The sequence below is a fragment of the Rhodococcus sp. Ni2 genome, assembly GCF_021352185.1.
Taxonomy (GTDB): Bacteria; Actinomycetota; Actinomycetes; order Mycobacteriales; family Mycobacteriaceae; genus Rhodococcus_F; species Rhodococcus_F qingshengii.
Genome location: NZ_WOXZ01000002.1, coordinates 210,772 through 229,573 on the forward strand (window position 1 = coordinate 210,772; position 18,802 = coordinate 229,573).

Consider the following 18,802-nt stretch of genomic DNA (forward strand, 5'->3'; position numbering starts at 1 on the left):
CTTTGACGCCCGACCGCCGGGTCACAACAACTGCACGTTGCTCAGTTTCCACTCGCCGTCCTCGCGGACCAGCGAAAGTTGCATCCGGTTGCGGTCGATTCTCGGATCGGGGGAGTTGGTGTTCGTGATCGTCTGATCGAGGAACACGAGCACCTCGGCGTTGTCGCGATCACTGCTCGCCAACCCGGCTGAAATGATCTGAGCGGACGAGGTCGCCTGATACTGCACGATCATGTTCTGCAAGTTGGCTGCCACCTGGGCGTACTGACCGGCGAATTCGCCGACAGAATTGTCACGGACCACGGAAAGATTCTGATCGAGGTTCTGGAAGTTGTACGTCGCAAGATCAGTGGCGAATTGCCGTCCGCTGTCCAGGGCGCTGATACGCGCGTTTTCGTCGACCGATTTCTGCCAGGTCGCGAATGCGCCCCATCCGAGCGCCGCGACCACGACCAGGGCGCCGGCAACGATCGCTACGGTCTGCTTGCGAAGCCGCTTGGGCTTGTCGACGATTGTGGGCGTCTGGGGTTCGGTTGTCTCGGTCATTGCGTTCCTTGTACTAGTAGTGCGGCAAACGAGTTGTCACCGAGAACGGTGTTCTGACCACCGTTGAGGCCCAGACGAATCGACGTTCCGTCACCGGCTGCGACCGTTCCGAGGGCAGGATCGTATTCAGCAACCCCGTCGATCGTTCCAGTTCCGGTGGGGACGTTCTGCGATCCGCGATTCTGGATCCGGCCCGACTGGTCCGCGCAGTGTTGGTTCTTGTCGAGCGTGGTCGGTGAGGTGTCCTGTACCGATCGCCGGGGCGTGTCGTAGATACAGACCGGGCCGAGTGCTGTGATCAGATCAAGCTGTGCCCGTCCGTCTTTGACGATACTTCCGAACTTCTCGAATCCTTTGGGCACCACCACCAACAAGGCATCGACGGCGGGCATCCGTGCAGTGACGATCTGAGTGGAGACGAGAGAATTGGCCAACAGCAGACTGAACGGCTCACGACTCTGTTCGATGAGAGGCAGTATCTGATTGTCGAGAACACTCGGGCTTCGATCGAGGAGTGTGCGCAGTTGCGGATCGGAGTTTCGTACCTGATCTGTCAATTGGCGAAGTGTGCGTGCAACTTCGGGAAGAGCGTCAACATTTTCCTCGTTCGCAGTGAACAGTGAGCGCGAGTTCTCGACGAGTGTGTTGACACGCGGTTGATCGGATTGGACAGTGCGCGCGAGCATGTCGAAGTTGTCGACGAGCGCCTGCAGATCCGGACCCAATCCGTTCAATCCCTCGCCGAGTTCGTGCGAGAGGGTTCGCAGGTCTGCCGGATCGACGGTGTCGGCAGCAGCGTTGAAATTCGCAATCACGGTTCCCAACGCGACCGGGATCGAAGTGCGCTCAGTCGGAACAACGGAACCTTCAACCAGATACGGGCCGCCGTCGGTCTGCGAGGACAACTGAACTTTCAATACCGGAACGGCGGTGTCCTGGCTGATGGCCACATGCGAATCGTTGGGGATCTGTTTGTCGGCGGCGATGCTCAACGTCATCACGACGAGGTCCTGGGCAGAGTCCACCTCCACCGACTCGACGTCGCCGACGGTGACTCCGCGATAGGCCACTTCCGAACCGGGAGCGATTCCGGCCGCGTTCTCCAATTCGACGATGACCGAGAAGGTTCCGGTGAACGGATCTCCGGCACCGACTTGCCGGAGTACGTACGTCGTGCTGACCACCGCGATGAGGAGAAAGGCGGCGATCTCGAAATAGACGGTTCGGTTCTTCATCGCGTTCCTCCTTGCAGGGGTGTCGTGATCGGCAGTTCCCGATCGGAGGCGGGCAGAGGTGGCAGTGGCGGTGCGGCGCCCGGGATTATCTCGTTGAGCACTCCGGTCACGGTGCCCTCGACATCGACGTCGAGGTCGATGTTCACGTAATCGCCTGGGCTGGCACGCTCGAGGAGCACTCTTGCGTTGTCCAGGTTGGCCATCGTCTCACCCAGTGTCGGCCCCATTGCCGAGAACTGGTCGAGGATGGGTGACAGTCGTCCGGTGATCTCGGAAATCTGGTCGGCCGACTGGTCGAGTACGGAATTGGTTGCGGTACTGAGCCGATCGGTTTCGTCGAGTAGATCGAGGAGCGGTTGTCGTTGGTCGGCGATCACGCCCAATGCGGGTGTGAGTGTGCGCAAGCCTTCGTCGATGGTGGCGCTCTCGTCTCCGATCAGAGCGCTGAGCCGGTTCAGTGAATCCAGTGCCGAATTGATCGATTCCTTTCGGTCGTCAAGTGTTCCGAGAAAAGTGTCAAGGCGTGCAAGCAGATCGCGGATCGTCTCCTCCCTGCCGTCGAGAATCTGATCAGCCTCACTGACGATGTTCTTGACCTGCGCCAACCCACTGCCGTTCAACAGAGTTCCGACGGCGCCGAGCAGTTGTGCGACATCGGGTCCGCGCACGGTCTCCGATCGCTCGATGGTGGAACCTGGTTCGAGAATGGGGCCCGCTGGATCGACCGGAACTTCGAGGTTGACGAACGCATCGCCGATCGGGGTCGACAGTTCGATCCGAGCGCGGGTGCCGACAGGTAGTTCGATGTCCGACGCGATTTCGGTATGTACCACGGCTGCAAAGGTTTGCGCGCTCATCGACGTGACTCTGCCGACCACTGCCTGGCCGATCCGCACCTCGCCGCCGACGGGAAGTAACGACGCGTCGACGAATTCCATGTTCAGCGGGTACGACTCTCCTGGCAGACCGCGTCCGAGGGGGAGGTGCTGGAAGTTGAGACTGCAGCCGGTCAATGGCGCGGCGATGACAAGTGCCACGACAACGCTCACCACGGACTTGTTCGACGCCATCAGTTACCCCCACCGAGGATGCGTGCCAGGTCGGAGCTGCCTGCCGAAGGAAATTCGATGGGATTGACGATTCCCGGCCCGGTGCACAGCGGAATCGGCATCTTCTCGCACAGTTCTCGCGTCGTGTCGAACTGTGAGAGATCGGTGGCGACGTTCAATCGCGCCCTGGCTCGGCCTTCTTCGGTGACGAGGTTGGCGACGTTCTCGAATCCCGTTGGTGCCGTTTCGATGATCTCGCGCAGTTGATCCTGTTTGGTCGCGACTGCACCGGCCAACTGTGCGAGCGTACCCAGATCGGCGGTGACCGCCTCGCCGTGTTCGGCGAGTAGCGCTGAGACCTGTCCGAGCAACGTGGTCAGGGAATCGAGCGCCCCGCTGATGTCTTCTCGCTGGGCGCTGAACGTGCGGGCGGTGACTGTCACCGAGTTCGACAGGGAGTCGACCTTGGTCTGGTTGTCCGCGATCAACTGCACGAGGGTGTTCAGGTTCTTCACCAGTTCGGAGATGTCGGGACTTGCACCCGCCAGTACCGAACTGGCCTGTGAGATGGACCGAACGGCATCGTTGAATGCTTGCCCGTTGCCGTCCAACGCGTGGGCGCCTTCTCCGATGAGGTCACCGATCCCGCCACCGTCGGCGCCAGGGCCGAGCGCCACCGTCAATTCGTTCACCGATGCGGTGAGTTGGTCCCACGTCAGCGGGGAGTGAGTGCGTTCGAGAGGGATCACCGCGCCGTCGGTCAGGAACTCACCGTCCTCGTAGCCGGGGCCGAGTTCGATCGTGCGGTCACTGATGACCGAGGGAGACAGGACCCAGGCCTGCGCGTCGGCGGGTATACGTGTTCCGGATGGCAGGCTCAGCGCCACTCGTACCCGGGACCCTTCCGGCGTGACGCTCTCGACCCTCCCGCTGGGAACTCCCAGAATCGTCACTGTGTTCCCGGTGAAGATAGCGTCGGTCGAGGTGAATTCGGCGGTGAGAGTGAGTCTGTGTTCGTCACGCGTGACGAACAGGACGGCACCGATCGCGCAGATCACAATCGCTGCCAGCACGGCGAGTTTCTTGACGGTCGTGGTCATCGACACCCCTGAACGAGCCCGACGACGCACAACCAGTTGTCCGGGATGAGGGTGGAGGGCGAGTTGAGGTCGAGCCAGTTGCCGTTACCGGTCGCGTTGGTGACGTAGCGGACGCTGGGGGCGAAGTTGTCGAGCAGTGTGGTCAGTGATTGTTCGTTCTCGGACAGAACTCCCGTCACCACGTGGATGTCTCCCATGACCGAGTCGATCAAAGCCTGGTTGTCGCCCAGGAACTGGGCAAGTGTGGTGCTCAACTGATTCAGGTCTTGTACAAGCGCATTCAGCACATCTCGCCGGTCGGCGATCGTGGACATCACCAGATCCGCATTCCCCAGAAGGGTTTCCAGAGTGTCCTTCTGCTCGATCAGTGTTGCGGTCGTCTGCTGCGCTCCGGTGAGAAGGGAACGGAGCGCAACGTCGTTGTCGTTGACTACTCCGGAGAGTGCGTCGATTCCCTCGAGTGAGCGGCGAATGAGTTCGGGATCGTCCGGTGAATTGTCGGACACCGCGGTCAGCATGTTTCGCAGTTGTTGCAGATCAAGGTTTTCCGACGTGGATTGTGCTCCTCGACCGAGATCGTCGAGAGTGAAGGGAACGCTCGTGTTCTCGATGGGGATGGTCGAACCTGCGGGTAACGAGCGCGATCCGTTCGGAGTGACGTCGAGCGAGCGTCGGCCGAGCAGAGTCGAGATCTTGATGTCCGCACGGGAGTCTTCGCCGAGAGTGACGCCGTCGTCGAGTCGGAAGGTGACTTCAACCGAGTTGCCGCTGACCGCCAACGAGGTGACCACCCCGCTCGGGACTCCCGCGACGTTGACCGGATCGTCCTGCGTCAACCCGGTGGCGTTGGCAAAGACGGCGTGGTACTCGTTGGTCTTGACCTTCAAGATCAGTTGAGGGACAACGAGTGCGGCCAGAACCACACCGACTCCGACGAGGATGCAGATGATTCCGTTGCGGACCGGGTTCTTGACGGTGAGCCAGTTCATCGGCACACCGCCGAACGCTCGGGGCCGCCGAGGGTCACCGATTGGTCCAGCGCGCTGAGCCGGAAGTTGCAGATGTAGATGTTCGCCCAGCTTCCGTAGCTCATCGCGATCCCCAACTGGGTGAACAGTTGATCGAAAGCGGTGATACCGGTCGCCAGCGACTCACGATTGTCGACGACGACGCGAGCCGACTGATCGATCGAAGTCAGCGCGCCAGCCAAGTCCGGTTCCGCGCCCGTCACCAAGTCCTGAAGGGAAGAAGTCAGGGCGCCTGCGGAATCCACTGCGGCCGAGATCTGTTGGCGGTCCTGTGCCAAACCGCCGACCAGTGTGTCGAGCGTGTTGATCATCTCGACGAAGTTGGGTCGATTCGTCGTGGTCACGGTAAGGACCCGGTCGAGGTTGTTCAGTAGTTGGTCCAAGATCGCGTCCCGGGACGTCAAGTTCTCGGTGACGGCAACAGTGCGCTCCAGCAGGCTTTCGATGGTGGAACCTTGTCCTTGGAATACCTGGACGACCTGTGCGGCAAGCTCGTTGACTTCTGCGGGGTCAAGTGCGTCGAACAGGGGACGGAATCCGCCGAGGATGTCGGTGAGGTCGATCGCCGGCTGAGTCTGTTCCACGGGAATTGTGGCCCCGGGGGAGAGGTAGTTGCCTGTTGCGCGTTCGGCCTGTCCGGGTTCGATCGAAATTGTTCGCGCTCCCAACAGGTCTGCGTACCTCACCACAGCGCGACCGTCGGACGGAATACGTTGTGCAGATTCGAGTTCGAAGCCGACGACGGCTTGGTTGTTCACCAACTCGACGCTGTCGACGCGCCCTACTCGCACCCCGGCGATCTGAACATCGCTGCCGGTGACCAGGCCGGAGGCATTGACGAAGACGGCCCGGTACTGCGAACTCGACCCGGAGACTGGGTTGATCAGGGTGCTCACCACAACCACGGTGGCGAGAATCGACAGTGCAGCAAACAGTCCGAACCTGATCAGAGATTTCTTCACGCTCATCCGCCCACCACCGTCGTGCCGCGAAATACCGGCCCCGCCACGAGAGTGTCCAAAGCTGTACCGCCCTGGGTGAGAGCCGAGATCAGGGACTGTTCGGCAGGGCTGCCGACCGGGCCGACGGTTCCGCCGAACGCGGTCGCGGCGGCAGGACAGTTGGGTCCGCGGGTTCCGTCGTACTGTGGGCAGTCGGTCTTTCCGTACGGATACAGATCTGTGACGGACAGCCGTAGATCGGTGCTGAGCCACGGACCATGCGCCAACGCGGGCGGGAGCTTGATCGTGAGATTGCGCAGGCCGTTGTAGAAGGTGGTGATGTGGTCCGGCCGCGAAGTGATTGCGCTGGTGAGGGAATCGGCGTCGTCGACCAAGGTGATCATGCGGTCGCGATTGTCACCGATCAGACTCGTGGCAGCAGCTCCCGTGCTGGTGCCGGCACGCAGAAGCCCCGCCAACCCGTCGGATTTCTCGACGACGGTCTTGGATGTGGTGATGGAGTTCTCGAATGCGGCGAGCATGTCCGGCGCACTCGTCGAGAGACTGTCGGCGAGGGTGGCTATGTCGTCGAGGTCGTCACCGAGTCCGTCGATGACGGGCTGCGCACCGACCAACGCTTGGTGGACTGAATCGAGCGATTCGCCGATCTGGTTTCCCTTGCCGCTCAACGCGTCCGAGACTGCCGTGAGTGCGACGTTGATGTCGGCGGGGTCGAGGGAAGAAACGAGCGAGTAGATCCGTGAGATCGATTGGTAGAGCTGGACCGCGACTTCGGACTGATCGGATACCAATTCGGTACCCGGCACGAGAGCAGGACCACGCGAGAGTCCGTCAGGTTGAATCAGGTCTACGAAGAAGTCGCCGAAGATGTTGCGGGGCATCAGTCGCACCTGACTTGTCGACGGTATGTCCTCGAACGCTCCCTCGTCGATCGCGAGTGAGACAGTCGAAGCGGTGGTGCCCGGCTCGATCTCGGCCACAGCGCCGACGACGACGCCGCGGTACTGTACCGAGGATCCGACTCGCAGCGCACCGGCACTGGCGGGGACGACAGCACTGACCTGCGGTGTGGAACCGGTGGAGTCCGTACCTCTGCTGAACAAGAAGACGTAGGCGAGGATCAGGATGACCACGGCGAGTAAACCCCGCAGTGCCAGGGTGATTCGGCTGGAATTCGTGACGATCATCCGGTCAGCCCGGGTACGTGAGGTTTGAGTCCCCACAGCGCAATGGTCATCGCGACGTCGGTGAACGCAAGGAAGACGATGCTGGTGCGCAACGCTCGTCCGGCGGCTCGTCCGACGCCTTCGGGTCCACCCGTCGCGGTGTAACCGTAGTAGCAGTGCACGAGGGTCACGACGACCGCGAACACCATGACTTTTATCAAGGACAACCAGATGTCGTTGGGAGAGAGGAAAAGAATGAAGTAGTAGCCGTACGTTCCCTCCGACTGGCCTTTGACCCGGATCACCGCAAGCGCCGTTGCCATGTACGAAGCAAACAGGCCGACCAGGTACAGCGGGACCACCGCGATGAGCGCCGCGATCATTCGGGTGGTGACCAGGTACCGCAGCGAGGGAATCGCCATGACTTCGAGCGCGTCGATTTCCTCGGAGATCCGCATCGCTCCGAGCTGCGCGGTGAATCCGGTTCCGACCTTGGCTGCCAGGGTGATTGCGGCAACGAGTGGTGCCACCTCGCGAGTATTCGCGATGGCGGACATCACGCCGGACAGCGGTGCGAGGCCGACTAGGTTGAGTCCGCGGTAGCCCTCGAGTCCGATCTGGGAACCGGCGAAGAACGAGATCGCGAAGATCACGACGACGCTGCCGCCTCCGGCGAGCAGGGTGCCCGAACCGAATGCCACCTGGGCGACGAGACGGGCGACTTCACGCCAATAACGCTTGAGGGTTGCCGGAATCGAGGTGATGACACGCGCGTGGAACGTGAACTGATCGCCGAGTCGACTCAGGCCGTCGACGGTCCGCGAACTGACCCGCTTGGCACGAATTGCGATGGGCAGGTGCATCAATAGGCACCTTTCACCGAGACGAACAGTGGGTAGAACTGAGTAATTGCGAGGTTGGCGACAAACACGAGGACAAACGAGAGCACGACGGTCTCGTTGACTGCGTCGCCGACGCCTTGAGCTCCGCGCTTGACGGTCAGGCCCTTGTAGCAGGCCACGATTCCCGAGATGAGAGCAAAGGCAACGGCTTTGATGCCGGAGACGACGAAGTCGCTGGGTTGACTGAATTGAACGAGATTGCGCAGGAAACTCTGTGCGTTGCCGTCGAGTATCAGGACGTGAACGAAGAGGCTTGCGCCCAAACCGATTACGAGAACTATCGAGTTCAGTAGGAGGCAGACGACGGCAATGGCGATCATCCGGGGTACGACCAGGCGTTCGAGCACGGGTAGACCGAGCACTTCGAGTGCATCGATTTCCTCGCGTATTGTTCGCGCTCCCAAATCTGCGCAGATTGCGGAACCGCCGACACCGGCGATGATCAGGGCGCACACCAGGGGGCCGGCCTGTCCGATGATGAGGAACGCGACGACGGCACCGCTGTACGCACCCGCGCCGATTTGATCTGCGAGCGCACCGATCTGCAGTGCTACCCCGACACCGAGGGGAATCATCACCAGAGCGGATGCGACCGAGGTGACGTGGGCGAGAAACCACATCTGGTCGAGCGCCTCACGCCAGGCGAGGCGCTTGTGTCGAAGAGATGTGAACGCCGCAACGCACACGCGAACGGTGAAGGTGAAGAGCAGTCCGATCTCGGAGAGCAGGTTCGAGAACATGTTCGTCTTGGCGGGGGAGACAGCAGTTGTTTCCCCGGTTGTTCCATTCCCGGTCGTCGTAGCTTCGGTGCTCACGCCATCCCCCTCTCCGGCCGAATCGTTCTGGTCGGGTTTCTTCGATCACACTCGGGAGCTCGAAGTGCTCCAGGTCACGTTCGGAGACGGTATCAGGAAACTGACTCTGAAGTAAGTTCCATTTCGGCCACTTCATCACCGGGCGCGAATGTCGACGCGGAACTTTCGTTTGCGTCCACGCAACCTTCCCGGCGAGAGCCCGAAATGCGGCGGGTGCACAATGAGTGAATGCCACGATCAAGCCCCATTTCCGCTTGGAAGTCCCTTCGCGAAGGCAACGAGCGATTTGTCAACGACGCGTCCATTCACCCCAGCCAGGGAATCGCGGACCGCGCGAAACTCGTCGATGGGCAGCACCCCACAGCGGTGCTGTTCGGTTGCGGTGATTCGCGCGTAGCCGCCGAGATCATCTTCGACCAGGGTCTCGGCGACATGTTCGTCGTGCGCACTGCAGGTCACGTGCTCGACGATTCGGTGCTCGGTTCCATCGAGTACGCGGTTCACGTGCTCAACGTGCCGCTCATCGTCGTCCTCGGGCACGACGGTTGCGGTGCCGTGAAGGCAACGCTCGACGCCCTGGACAAGGGCGCAGTTCCCGACGGATTCATCCGCAGTGTGGTCGAGCGTGTTGCTCCGTCCATCCTGATGGGCCGCAACGAGGGCTTGTCCACCGTGGACGAACTCGAAGGCCGTCACGTCGTGGAGACCGGCTCGCTGATCATGCAGAGGTCCCGGATCATCGCCGACAAGGTGGACAAGGGTGCGTGCGCGATCGTCGGCGTCACGTACACGTTGTCCGACGGTCACATGCGAGTTCAGGGCGCGGTCGGCGACATCGGCGAGAGCGTCGAGACCGTCGAGGGTTAGATCTTCCGGGGCAGTGGTACCTGGCAGCAGACAATGGGTACCGACACGCCGCCTCAGCTGACGGTTAGTGGACCCTGCGCCAACTACCGTTGAGTCCGTGTTGGAACCTAATGGACCACTGCCCCCCGAGATCTACTGGCGTCGCCGGGCGCTGGCCATTGGTGCCGCCGTCATTGCACTGGCGTTGATCATCTGGGCGGCGTCCGCCCTCTTCGGCGGTGGAAGTGATACCCCGGAGGCCGATTCGGCCGCTGCGAGTTCCTCGCTGACGACGGACGTCTCCTTCACCCCCAACCCTTCCGGTTCCAACGCGCCGGAGGGTGGCGGTGGCTCGGGTGGCGGCGCTGCCGGTGGATCAGGTGGCTCGGGCACGCAGGCTTCGGGATCGTCTTCGTCTTCTTCCTCTTCGTCGACCACCGGGGCTCCGGTCCCGGCCGGTCAGTGCGCCGACTCGTCGCTGGCAGTCAAGGCCACCGCAGACAAGGCGACCTTCGCTCCCGGCGAAGAGCCGTCGTTCACGATCGTCATCACCAACATCGGTTCGGCACCCTGTGATCGAGATCTGGCGGGCGGCCTTCAGCAGGTGCTCGTCTACAGCATCGACGGCAAGACCCGGTTGTGGTCCAACGTCGACTGCTACCCACAGCCCGCAGCCGACGTACGCAATCTCGCGCCCGGCGAGCAAGCTGCGTTCAAGGTCGCCTGGTCGGCCACGACGTCGACCCCCGAGTGCGCGACCGCGCAGAACCCCGAGCGCAATCCGGTGGGCGCAGGCGCTTACACGGTTGTCGGGCAGCTCGGTGCACTGCGAAGCTCCCCGGAGCCGTTCAACATCGCATGAGAGCGGGCAAGCCCGAACAGGCCCGCTAGTTGAAGGATCCGGTGATCGACGTTTCCGCGAGCCGGGAAAGTCCCTCACGGATGTGACGGGCCCACAGCCCGCCGATGCCCTCGACCGACTGCAGATCGGCAGCCGTAGCGGCCAGCAGCGACTGGAGAGTGCCGAAGGATCCGACCAACCGGTGGATCTGATGGAACTGCAATCGAGGTACACGCATCAGCACGCGATATCCGCGAGGAGTCATCGGAGTGTCGAGGGCTTCGATCGTGCCCGGATAACCGAGAACACGCGCAAGAGTCGTGAGATCGAGTAGATCGGCGTCGGTGACCCGATCGAGTGCGACGAGGACGTTGTCCATCGCCGCGGTGCCGATGGGTTCGGGACCGGCAAGATAGTCCCGAACGATGAGTTGACGTGCAATGTCGTTGTCGCCGACCAGTTCTTCGAGCTGCAGTGCCAACTGGCGACCGTCGGTGCCGAGCTCGAGGACATCCTGTTCGATTTCGATCGACACGCGGCGAACCATTTCGAGGCGCTGTACGACGGTCAACGCGTCGCGCAGAGTCACGAAATCCTCGATCTCGACGACCGACAGTTGCCGTGTCACTTCGTCGAGTCGCGCTTTGTATCGTTCGAGCGTCGCGACGGCCTGGTTGGCGCGCGAAAGTATGGTGGCCGAGCCGTCGATGACGTGCCGGATACCACCGACGTACACACTGACGATCGACATCGACTGACTGACCGAGACCACGGGATAGCCGGTTTGAATTGCCGTGCGCTCGGCGGCACGGTGCCTCGTGCCGGATTCGACGGTGGGAATCTTGTGATCGGGAACCAGCTGGACGTTGGCACGCACGATGCGTGTGCCGTCCGTCGAGAGGACAACCGCGCCGTCCATCTTCGACAGCTCACGCAATCGGGTCGGTGCGAACTCCACGTCGAGGTTGAATCCGCCGTCACACAGCGCTTCCATTTCCTCGTCGTATCCGAGGACGATCAGCGCGCCGGTACGGCCGCGCAGAATTCGTTCGAGCCCGTCTCGCAAAGCGGTACCCGGCGCCAACCTGGCGATGGTCTCTCGCAATGCCGACGACGACTGTGTGTCCGCCATCGCACTGATCATTGAGAAACTCCCTGCTGAGGTCGATGTCACTTCGGTCGGGTCCGATGCCTGCGCCGGACGGATCCCCGTTTAGATTACCTATCCATGAGTAGTACCTGGACCCTGCCTGATGACCTGACTGTCCCGGAGCCGGTCGAATTCTTTCCGGCCGCCGGCGAGAAGCTGCCTCAGCACTGGTCGAAATGCTTCGGCTGCGGCGACGACCAGCCTGCGGGAATGGCGATGAGTTTCAGGGCTGGTAACGGACTGGAAGTGACCGGTCGTCTGGAGGTCGCCAAGAAGTATCAGGGCGGTCCAGGTGTCATTCACGGCGGCATTCTGTCGACGGCATTCGACGAGGCTCAAGGTATGGCATGTATGGCTCTCGGCTCGCCGGTGGTGACCGGGCACCTCGAGATCGACTTCGCCCGGCCGATCCCGTTGGGATCGGTGCTCGAATTCCGGGCTCGCATCGACGGCGTTGTACGCCGCAAGGTCTACACCAGTGCAGAAGCGGTGATCGTCGAAGGTCCGACAGCGGATCCGGACACGGTGGTGGGAACCTCCCGCGGACTGTTCCTGACCATCACCTCGGAACACTTCGCCAAGACGAAGGAGTTCGTGGACGGCGAACCGACGTCCCCGTTCGGCACCTCGTCGGTCTGACGAGGTAGTCGGCCGAGGGACGATCACTTCACCGGCGTGAGCTTGGGGCGAGAGGGGGCTTGTTTGCCGCCCATCAATCCGGCGTAGGCCAGTGCCTCGGCCAGATTCGCTACTTCGTTGACGCGCATGCCGGGAATGTTCGGGCCGGAATCGACCGGCACGATGGCGCTGGTGAATCCCAGTCGGGCAGCTTCGATCAGCCGTCGGTTCACCCCGGCAACCCGTCGAACCTCCCCGGCGAGTCCGACCTCGCCGAGGATGACGAGCCCCTTGGGGACGGGTTTGGCTTTCACGGCGGAAGCGACCGCAATGGCGAGAGCCAGATCGGCACCCGGCTCGGTCATCCGCATACCGCCGACGGTCGCGGCGTAGACGTCGGCCTTCGAGATCGACACTCCGACGCGGCGTTCCAACACGGCCAGAACCATGGCCACACGGGCGGTGTCGAGCCCGCTGACGGCTCGGCGAGGTGTCGGTAGCGGCGTGGCGGCGACGAGCGCCTGAACTTCACCGAGTAGAGGTCGCTTACCGTCCATCATCACGGTGACGGCAGTGCCTTCCACAGCTTCTTCACGGTGATGCAGGAACAGGCCGGACGGATCGCTGATCTCGTTGATGCCCTGCTCGCTCAGCTCGAAGCATCCGACCTCGTCGGCCGCACCGAATCTGTTCTTCACGCCGCGGACCATGCGCAGGGTGGAGTGCTTGTCACCTTCGAAGTGCAGAACCACGTCCACGAGATGCTCGAGCGAGCGCGGACCGGCGACGGCGCCGTCCTTGGTGACGTGGCCGATCAGAAGCACCGGGATTCCACTGGCCTTGGCCAGGGAGGTCAGGGCGCTGGTGACGGCCTTGACCTGAGTCACGCCGCCGACGACCCCGTCGACGTCGGCAGCAAGCATGGTCTGCACCGAGTCGACGATGACCAGTGTCGGTTTGACCTGCTCGATGTGGCCGAGGATGGTCGCGAGATCGGATTCGGCCGCCAGATACATCCGTTCGTGGACAGAGTTGGTGCGATCTGCCCGAAGCCGAACCTGACCGGCAGACTCCTCGCCCGTGACGTACAACGCTCGATCATCCGCGCTGCGCATCGCCCAGCGGTAGACGACCTCGAGAAGTAGCGTCGATTTTCCGACGCCGGGCTCGCCCGCGAGCAGCACCACCGAACCCGGTACGACGCCACCGCCGAGGACGCGGTCCAACTCACCGATCCCCGTGGGTTTGGCCTGCGTCGAGGTGCTGTCGATCTGTGTCAGCGGCGTGGCCGGCGTCGTAGGCAGCACGGCGCTTGATCCTGCTTTGGCGAGTGAGGCGCCGGCGCGACTGGCGACGGGTGCCACTACGGCGACCTCGGTCATCGAGCCCCACGAATCGCAGTCCGGACATCTACCGACCCACTTGGGCACTACCGACTGGCATTCGGAGCAGCGGTAGTTCGATTTCACTTTGGCCACCGGGACAGACTAGAGGCGGGGTCCGACATGGACCCCGCCTCTAGTGTGATTTTGAAGCTGTTCTGCGAGGCGCATTGTGCGCCTTGGTGATTCGAGGCTCAGTGCCCAGCTTCTGCAACGTCGGGTGACTTGTCCGACTCGTTGCGCTCGAGCTGCGGGCCGGCGTCGACAGGTACGTCGACGGTGACCGATCCGGCCTTCTCGAACTTGAAGGTGATCGGGACGGTCAAGCCGGGGCGAACCCCTGCCTTGATGTCCTGCAGAACGACGAGAGAGAGCGCAGCGGGTGCGTCGTCGTTCTCTTCGTTGTTCTTGATCTGGGTCTCGGCCTCGGTCGCGGCGCCTTCGCCTGCGGGCAACTGACCGGCCTGCAGCGACGTCTGCGGCTTGATCGTCAAGCCACCTACCTCTTCACCTGCGATGACGCGTGCTGCGTAATCGGTGGTGATGCTGACGAGCTTGTCCGTGGTCTCGGCGCTGTCGTTCACGACGGTGAACGCGAGCACGGCGTTGCCGCCCGGCTCGATGCTGTACTCCTCGGACGAGGGGTAAGCGATGTGCACGTTGCGCAGTGCGATCTCACCGAGGTCGGCGCTGTTGCCGTTCACGGCGGCCTGCTGGACGGCGGTCTGGCTCACCTGTCCGGAACCGCAAGCGGACAGCGCGATGGCTGCGCCTGCAGCCAGTGCAATGGCGGTAGCGACTCGACGAGTCGGCTTACGGATAGCAGTCACGATTTGTCCTCCACGGCGTCAGGTTCGCACTCCACTAGGCAGAGTAGTAGATAAGGTCCCGCGGGCTGGCCGTCGGGTCGCCACAACGGTTGTCTGCGTGGGCTTTCAGTCCGTTACGCAGGGGTGCTCCAGACCAGTTGAATGCACGTACAACAAGCCCTGTCAACCCCTACGCTCGAGCAAGGATGCCCCTGACCTGCACAGTTGATGAGTGGTCGGTTCTTTCACGTGTTAAACTAGTGGAATCGAAAGGGGCACGGGACACATGATTTTCAAGGTCGGAGACACCGTCGTATACCCCCATCACGGTGCGGCGCTGATCGAAGCTATCGAAACCCGCACCATCAAGGGTGAGCAGAAGGAGTACCTGGTTCTGAAGGTCGCTCAAGGCGATCTCACAGTACGGGTTCCTGCAGACAACGCAGAGTACGTCGGAGTTCGTGACGTGGTCGGCCAAGAAGGCCTCGACAAGGTTTTCCAGGTTCTGCGAGCACCGCACACCGAAGAGCCCACCAACTGGTCTCGTCGATACAAGGCAAATCTCGAGAAGCTTGCCTCAGGTGACGTGAACAAGGTTGCAGAAGTTGTTCGTGACCTGTGGCGTCGTGAGCAGGACCGCGGACTTTCCGCTGGTGAGAAGCGCATGCTCGCCAAGGCTCGTCAGATTCTCGTCGGAGAGCTCGCGCTCGCCGAGGGCACTGACACCGAGAAGGCAGAGACCATTCTCGACGAGGTCCTCGCGGCCGCGTCCTGACTGCAACACAACAAAGCTGACAGTGGCAGTAGTAGCCCTGGTACCTGCCGCAGGTCGGGGAGTGCGATTGGGCGAGAAATTGCCCAAGGCATTTGTCGAACTCGGTGGGTGCACCATGCTTGCACGCGCGGTCGATGGACTCCGGAAATCCGGAGCGATCGACCGCGTTGTTGTCATTGTGCCGCCTGAACTGGTCGAATCCGTCGTAGCCGACCTCGGTCGTGCAGCGGACGTCGACGTCGTCGGCGGTGGTGCCGAAAGAACCGATTCGGTTCGAGCCGGCCTCAGCGCTGCCGGCGACGCAGATTTTGTACTCGTGCACGATGCCGCACGGGCATTGACACCGCCGGCGTTGATCGCGCGCGTCGTCGGAACTCTCCGAGCCGGCAGCTCCGCTGTCATCCCGGTACTTCCGGTTACCGACACGATCAAGTCGGTCGACGTACTCGGCGCAGTCACCGGTACGCCTCTGCGTTCGGAGTTGCGTGCGGTTCAAACTCCCCAAGGATTCTCCACCGACGTCCTGCGCAGTGCGTACGACGCCGGTGACGTCGCCGCGACCGACGACGCCGCTCTGGTCGAGCGTCTCGGTGTTTCGGTGCAGACGATTCCCGGCGACGCTCTCGCCTTCAAGATCACCACTCCGCTCGACCTGGTCCTTGCACGGGCGCTCCTGAGCTCGGAGACAGCGTTGAGTGCGGATTCACAGGACGGAAATTAGATGCGCGTCGGTCTCGGCACGGATGTTCATCCCATCGAGGTCGGTCGTCCTTGCTGGATGGCCGGGTTGCTGTTCGAGGAAGCAGACGGGTGCTCGGGCCATTCGGACGGCGATGTCGCCGTCCACGCGCTGTGTGACGCGTTGCTCTCTGCGGCGGGCCTCGGTGACCTCGGTTCGGTTTTCGGCACCGGCAGGCCCGAATGGGACGGCGTGAGCGGCGCTCGAATGCTTGCCGAGGTTCGCCGACTGCTCGAAGAGAACCAGTTCGCCGTCGGCAACGCCGCGGTGCAGGTCATCGGCAACCGTCCGAAGATCGGGCCGCGTCGCGACGAGGCGCAGAAGGTGCTTTCCGAGATACTGGGCGCGCCTGTTTCTGTGTCCGCGACCACCACGGACGGCCTCGGCTTGACCGGTCGAGGCGAGGGGATCGCCGCCATGGCCACCGCGTTGGTCATGACAACCGAACACGACAGGTAAGATCGCTGGTCGTGACCCTGCGCCTATACGACACCGGTACGCGGGCCCTTCGGGATTTTGTTCCGTTGGCCCCCGGACATGCATCGGTGTACCTGTGTGGGGCGACAGTTCAGGGTGATCCTCACATCGGACACGTTCGCAGCGGCGTCGCTTTCGACGTGCTGCGTCGCTGGCTGTTGGCGCACGGCAACGACGTTGCCTTCGTGCGCAACGTGACGGACATCGACGACAAGATTCTCAACAAGGCCGCCGGCGCCGGTCGACCTTGGTGGGAGTGGGCGGCGACGTTCGAGCGGTCGTTCACGTGGGCCTACGACCAACTGGGTGTGCTGCCACCGTCCATCGAGCCACGGGCCACCGGCCACGTGACGCAGATGGTCGAGATGATGGAACGTCTGATCGAGAACGGCCACGCGTACGCGGCGGGCGGTGACGTCTACTTCGACGTGCAGAGCTACCCCGAGTACGGCGCACTGTCCGGCCACAAACTCGACGACGTTCATCAGGGCGAGAGCGCTGCCGAGGGAAAGCGTGATCCTCGCGACTTCACCCTCTGGAAGGCCGTCAAGCCCGGTGAGCCCTCGTGGCCGACACCGTGGGGACCCGGCCGTCCGGGCTGGCACCTCGAGTGCTCGGCCATGGCGGAGTTCTATCTCGGGGCGGCATTCGACATCCATTGTGGTGGACGCGATCTCGTCTTCCCGCACCACGAGAACGAAATTGCGCAGGCCAAGTGCGCCGGCGACGATTTCGCTCAGTACTGGTTGCACAACGGCTGGGTCACGATGAGTGGCGAGAAGATGTCCAAGTCGTTGGGCAACGTTCTCTCGGTGCCGAACGTGCTCAAGAAGGTTCGTCCGCAAGAACTTCGGTACTACCTCGGTAGTGCGCACTACCGTTCCAATCTCGAGTACTCGGACGAGGCGTTGGACGAAAGTGCGAAGTCCTACCAGGGGCTCGAGTCGTTCGTCCTGCGCACACACAAGCGTGCGGGTGGCGTCGAACTCGGTACGTGGACCGAAGGTTTCGCGGCGGCTCTCGACAACGACTTGTCGGTGCCGATCGCGTTGGCCGAGATTCACGGCAAGGCGAGCGAGGGTAATTCCGCGCTCGCTGCCGGTGATCTCGACGCGGCTCGGGTGGCTGCCGGCCAGGTGCGGGCCATGCTCGCGATCCTGGGCGTCGACCCACTCGACGAGCATTGGACGCAGTCCGGTGGCGACACCGAGACGGCAATGGAAGCTTTGGACGTGTTGGTGCGGGCCGATCTCGATCGTCGGCAGCAGGCACGTACGGAAAAGAACTGGGCGGTGGCGGACGAGGTCCGCGATCGCCTCATCAAGGCGGGTATCGAAGTAACCGATACTCCCGACGGACCCGAATGGTCCCTTAAGGCAGGGCAGTAACAATGGCTGGAAACTCGAGCAGGCGCGGCGCAGTCCGTAAGGGCGGCACCAAGAAGGGCCAGGTTGCCGGTTCCGGCGGTAAGCACCGTCGCGGTCTCGAAGGGCGTGGCGCTACGCCGCCCGCCGAGGCACGCACCAAGCATCCCGCGGCAAAGCGTGCAGCGCGCGCCGCACGTGCCGACGAGAAGCAGGGCCGCGGTGGCCGTCCGGGTCCGGGCCGCAAGGTTCTCGACGGTCCCGAGACAGTGCTCGGACGCAACCCGGTGGTCGAGTGCCTACGCGCCGGCGTTCCGGCGACTGCACTGTGGGTCGCCGTCGGCACCGAGAGCGACGATCGACTGAAGGAATCCGTTCAGCTCGCTGCGGATGCCGGCATCTCGATCCTCGAGGTCCCCCGCACCGATCTGGATCGCCTCAGCGCCAACGGTCTTCACCAGGGCATCGCCCTGCAGGTTCCGCCGTACCGCTACGCGCACCCGGACGATCTTCTCTCGGAGGCACGCAAGCATGCCGAGCCGCCGCTGCTCGTCGCGCTGGACAACATCACCGATCCCCGCAACCTGGGTGCCGTCGTGCGCTCGGTCGCAGCTTTCGGTGGACACGGCGTCGTGATTCCGGAGCGTCGTAGCGCGAGCGTGAGTGCTGTCGCTTGGCGCACCAGCGCCGGCGCTGCCGCTCGTTTGCCGATTGCTCGGGCAACCAACCTCACCCGCACGCTCAAGGACTGGGCATCGAAGGGTGTTCAGGTCGTCGGTCTCGACGCCGAGGGCGACACCACTCTCGACGATTTCGACGGCAGCGGTCCCGTTGTGATCGTGGTCGGTTCCGAGGGCAAGGGCCTTTCGCGCCTCGTCCGCGAGAACTGCGACGCGATCCTGTCGATTCCGATGGCCGGTCCGGTCGAGTCGCTCAACGCCTCGGTTGCCGCCGGAGTCGTCCTGGCGGACATCGCCCGCAGGCGTCGTAGCAGCTGA

The 18,802-nt window shown here is 62.7% G+C and carries 20 protein-coding genes; 8 read left to right on the forward strand and 12 right to left on the reverse strand.

Annotated elements, in window-relative coordinates:
* Positions 1–21 precede the first annotated feature (21 nt).
* Genes GN300_RS14575 through GN300_RS14615 form a run of 9 tightly spaced genes read right to left on the reverse strand, consistent with a single transcriptional unit; the run spans position 22 to position 8,803 of the window.
* A complete protein-coding gene (locus GN300_RS14575) occupies positions 22–546 on the reverse strand; it encodes a hypothetical protein (RefSeq protein ID WP_042451875.1) in 525 nt (174 codons plus the stop codon).
* Positions 543–1,781 carry an MlaD family protein gene (locus GN300_RS14580; RefSeq protein ID WP_063315056.1) on the reverse strand — a complete coding sequence of 413 codons (1,239 nt, stop codon included), beginning with the start codon at positions 1,779–1,781 and terminating at the stop codon, positions 543–545. Before GN300_RS14580 ends, GN300_RS14575 begins: the two co-directional genes overlap by 4 nt.
* Positions 1,778–2,851 (reverse strand): MCE family protein, encoded by a 1,074-nt coding sequence (locus GN300_RS14585; protein WP_042451872.1) that lies wholly within the window; start codon positions 2,849–2,851, stop codon positions 1,778–1,780. Before GN300_RS14585 ends, GN300_RS14580 begins: the two co-directional genes overlap by 4 nt.
* Entirely contained in the window at positions 2,851–3,930 is a 1,080-nt protein-coding gene (locus GN300_RS14590; protein WP_037132219.1) for an MCE family protein, read from the reverse strand. The genes GN300_RS14585 and GN300_RS14590 overlap by 1 nt, the downstream gene beginning before the upstream one ends.
* Positions 3,927–4,919 carry an MCE family protein gene (locus GN300_RS14595; RefSeq protein WP_042453390.1) on the reverse strand — a complete coding sequence of 331 codons (993 nt, stop codon included), beginning with the start codon at positions 4,917–4,919 and terminating at the stop codon, positions 3,927–3,929. Before GN300_RS14595 ends, GN300_RS14590 begins: the two co-directional genes overlap by 4 nt.
* Positions 4,916–5,926 (reverse strand): MCE family protein, encoded by a 1,011-nt coding sequence (locus GN300_RS14600; RefSeq protein ID WP_054782178.1) that lies wholly within the window; start codon positions 5,924–5,926, stop codon positions 4,916–4,918. Before GN300_RS14600 ends, GN300_RS14595 begins: the two co-directional genes overlap by 4 nt.
* A complete protein-coding gene (locus GN300_RS14605) occupies positions 5,923–7,107 on the reverse strand; it encodes an MCE family protein (protein ID WP_063315055.1) in 1,185 nt (394 codons plus the stop codon). The genes GN300_RS14600 and GN300_RS14605 overlap by 4 nt, the downstream gene beginning before the upstream one ends.
* A complete protein-coding gene (locus GN300_RS14610; protein ID WP_063315054.1) occupies positions 7,104–7,949 on the reverse strand; it encodes an ABC transporter permease in 846 nt (281 codons plus the stop codon). The genes GN300_RS14605 and GN300_RS14610 overlap by 4 nt, the downstream gene beginning before the upstream one ends.
* Positions 7,949–8,803 (reverse strand): ABC transporter permease, encoded by an 855-nt coding sequence (locus GN300_RS14615; protein ID WP_003945667.1) that lies wholly within the window; start codon positions 8,801–8,803, stop codon positions 7,949–7,951. The genes GN300_RS14610 and GN300_RS14615 overlap by 1 nt, the downstream gene beginning before the upstream one ends.
* 228 nt (positions 8,804–9,031) lie before the next feature.
* Between GN300_RS14615 and GN300_RS14620 the strand changes: the two genes are divergently transcribed.
* On the forward strand, positions 9,032–9,670 hold the full coding sequence (locus tag GN300_RS14620; RefSeq protein WP_007726896.1) for a carbonic anhydrase: 639 nt from the start codon (positions 9,032–9,034) through the stop codon (positions 9,668–9,670).
* A gap of 97 nt (positions 9,671–9,767) precedes the next feature.
* Positions 9,768–10,511 carry a DUF4232 domain-containing protein gene (locus GN300_RS14625; protein WP_003945615.1) on the forward strand — a complete coding sequence of 248 codons (744 nt, stop codon included), beginning with the start codon at positions 9,768–9,770 and terminating at the stop codon, positions 10,509–10,511.
* Between the two features lie 25 nt (positions 10,512–10,536).
* On the opposite strand, the gene disA is transcribed toward GN300_RS14625, so the two are convergent.
* Positions 10,537–11,622, reverse strand: a complete 1,086-nt coding sequence (disA, locus tag GN300_RS14630; protein ID WP_024487741.1) for a DNA integrity scanning diadenylate cyclase DisA — start codon at positions 11,620–11,622, stop codon at positions 10,537–10,539.
* Positions 11,623–11,718: 96 nt separating this feature from the next.
* Here disA and GN300_RS14635 point away from each other — a divergent pair, with 96 nt between their 5' ends.
* Positions 11,719–12,279 (forward strand): PaaI family thioesterase, encoded by a 561-nt coding sequence (locus GN300_RS14635; RefSeq protein WP_003945494.1) that lies wholly within the window; start codon positions 11,719–11,721, stop codon positions 12,277–12,279.
* 23 nt (positions 12,280–12,302) lie between these two features.
* Here GN300_RS14635 and radA read toward each other — a convergent pair whose 3' ends face one another.
* Together radA and GN300_RS14645 are read right to left on the reverse strand one after the other, a co-directional pair.
* Positions 12,303–13,736, reverse strand: a complete 1,434-nt coding sequence (radA, locus tag GN300_RS14640; RefSeq protein ID WP_003945739.1) for a DNA repair protein RadA — start codon at positions 13,734–13,736, stop codon at positions 12,303–12,305.
* A 98-nt stretch (positions 13,737–13,834) separates the two neighbouring features.
* Entirely contained in the window at positions 13,835–14,470 is a 636-nt protein-coding gene (locus GN300_RS14645) for a lipoprotein (RefSeq protein WP_007726888.1), read from the reverse strand.
* Positions 14,471–14,735: 265 nt separating this feature from the next.
* On the opposite strand from GN300_RS14645, the gene carD reads away from it, so the two are divergent.
* The 5 genes from carD to rlmB are packed head-to-tail and all read left to right on the forward strand — an operon-like array spanning position 14,736 to position 18,802.
* Complete coding sequence (gene carD / locus GN300_RS14650) at positions 14,736–15,224, forward strand: RNA polymerase-binding transcription factor CarD (RefSeq protein ID WP_003945666.1); 489 nt, start codon at positions 14,736–14,738, stop codon at positions 15,222–15,224.
* A gap of 22 nt (positions 15,225–15,246) precedes the next feature.
* On the forward strand, positions 15,247–15,945 hold the full coding sequence (ispD, locus tag GN300_RS14655; protein WP_039972758.1) for a 2-C-methyl-D-erythritol 4-phosphate cytidylyltransferase: 699 nt from the start codon (positions 15,247–15,249) through the stop codon (positions 15,943–15,945).
* Positions 15,946–16,422 (forward strand): 2-C-methyl-D-erythritol 2,4-cyclodiphosphate synthase, encoded by a 477-nt coding sequence (ispF, locus tag GN300_RS14660; RefSeq protein ID WP_003945901.1) that lies wholly within the window; start codon positions 15,946–15,948, stop codon positions 16,420–16,422.
* An 11-nt stretch (positions 16,423–16,433) separates the two neighbouring features.
* On the forward strand, positions 16,434–17,828 hold the full coding sequence (cysS, locus tag GN300_RS14665) for a cysteine--tRNA ligase (RefSeq protein WP_003945830.1): 1,395 nt from the start codon (positions 16,434–16,436) through the stop codon (positions 17,826–17,828).
* Positions 17,829–17,830: 2 nt separating this feature from the next.
* Positions 17,831–18,802 carry a 23S rRNA (guanosine(2251)-2'-O)-methyltransferase RlmB gene (gene rlmB / locus GN300_RS14670; protein WP_003945749.1) on the forward strand — a complete coding sequence of 324 codons (972 nt, stop codon included), beginning with the start codon at positions 17,831–17,833 and terminating at the stop codon, positions 18,800–18,802.

Coding starts and splice junctions, on each gene's coding strand:
- GN300_RS14575 (WP_042451875.1), bottom strand. CDS start 546: ATGACCGAGACAACCGAACCCCAGACGCCCACAATCGTCGACAAGCCC.
- GN300_RS14580 (WP_063315056.1), bottom strand. CDS start 1,781: ATGAAGAACCGAACCGTCTATTTCGAGATCGCCGCCTTTCTCCTCATC.
- GN300_RS14585 (WP_042451872.1), bottom strand. CDS start 2,851: ATGGCGTCGAACAAGTCCGTGGTGAGCGTTGTCGTGGCACTTGTCATC.
- GN300_RS14590 (WP_037132219.1), bottom strand. CDS start 3,930: ATGACCACGACCGTCAAGAAACTCGCCGTGCTGGCAGCGATTGTGATC.
- GN300_RS14595 (WP_042453390.1), bottom strand. CDS start 4,919: ATGAACTGGCTCACCGTCAAGAACCCGGTCCGCAACGGAATCATCTGC.
- GN300_RS14600 (WP_054782178.1), bottom strand. CDS start 5,926: ATGAGCGTGAAGAAATCTCTGATCAGGTTCGGACTGTTTGCTGCACTG.
- GN300_RS14605 (WP_063315055.1), bottom strand. CDS start 7,107: ATGATCGTCACGAATTCCAGCCGAATCACCCTGGCACTGCGGGGTTTA.
- GN300_RS14610 (WP_063315054.1), bottom strand. CDS start 7,949: ATGCACCTGCCCATCGCAATTCGTGCCAAGCGGGTCAGTTCGCGGACC.
- GN300_RS14620 (WP_007726896.1), top strand. CDS start 9,032: ATGCCACGATCAAGCCCCATTTCCGCTTGGAAGTCCCTTCGCGAAGGC.
- disA (WP_024487741.1), bottom strand. CDS start 11,622: ATGGCGGACACACAGTCGTCGTCGGCATTGCGAGAGACCATCGCCAGG.
- GN300_RS14635 (WP_003945494.1), top strand. CDS start 11,719: ATGAGTAGTACCTGGACCCTGCCTGATGACCTGACTGTCCCGGAGCCG.
- carD (WP_003945666.1), top strand. CDS start 14,736: ATGATTTTCAAGGTCGGAGACACCGTCGTATACCCCCATCACGGTGCG.
- ispF (WP_003945901.1), top strand. CDS start 15,946: ATGCGCGTCGGTCTCGGCACGGATGTTCATCCCATCGAGGTCGGTCGT.
- rlmB (WP_003945749.1), top strand. CDS start 17,831: ATGGCTGGAAACTCGAGCAGGCGCGGCGCAGTCCGTAAGGGCGGCACC.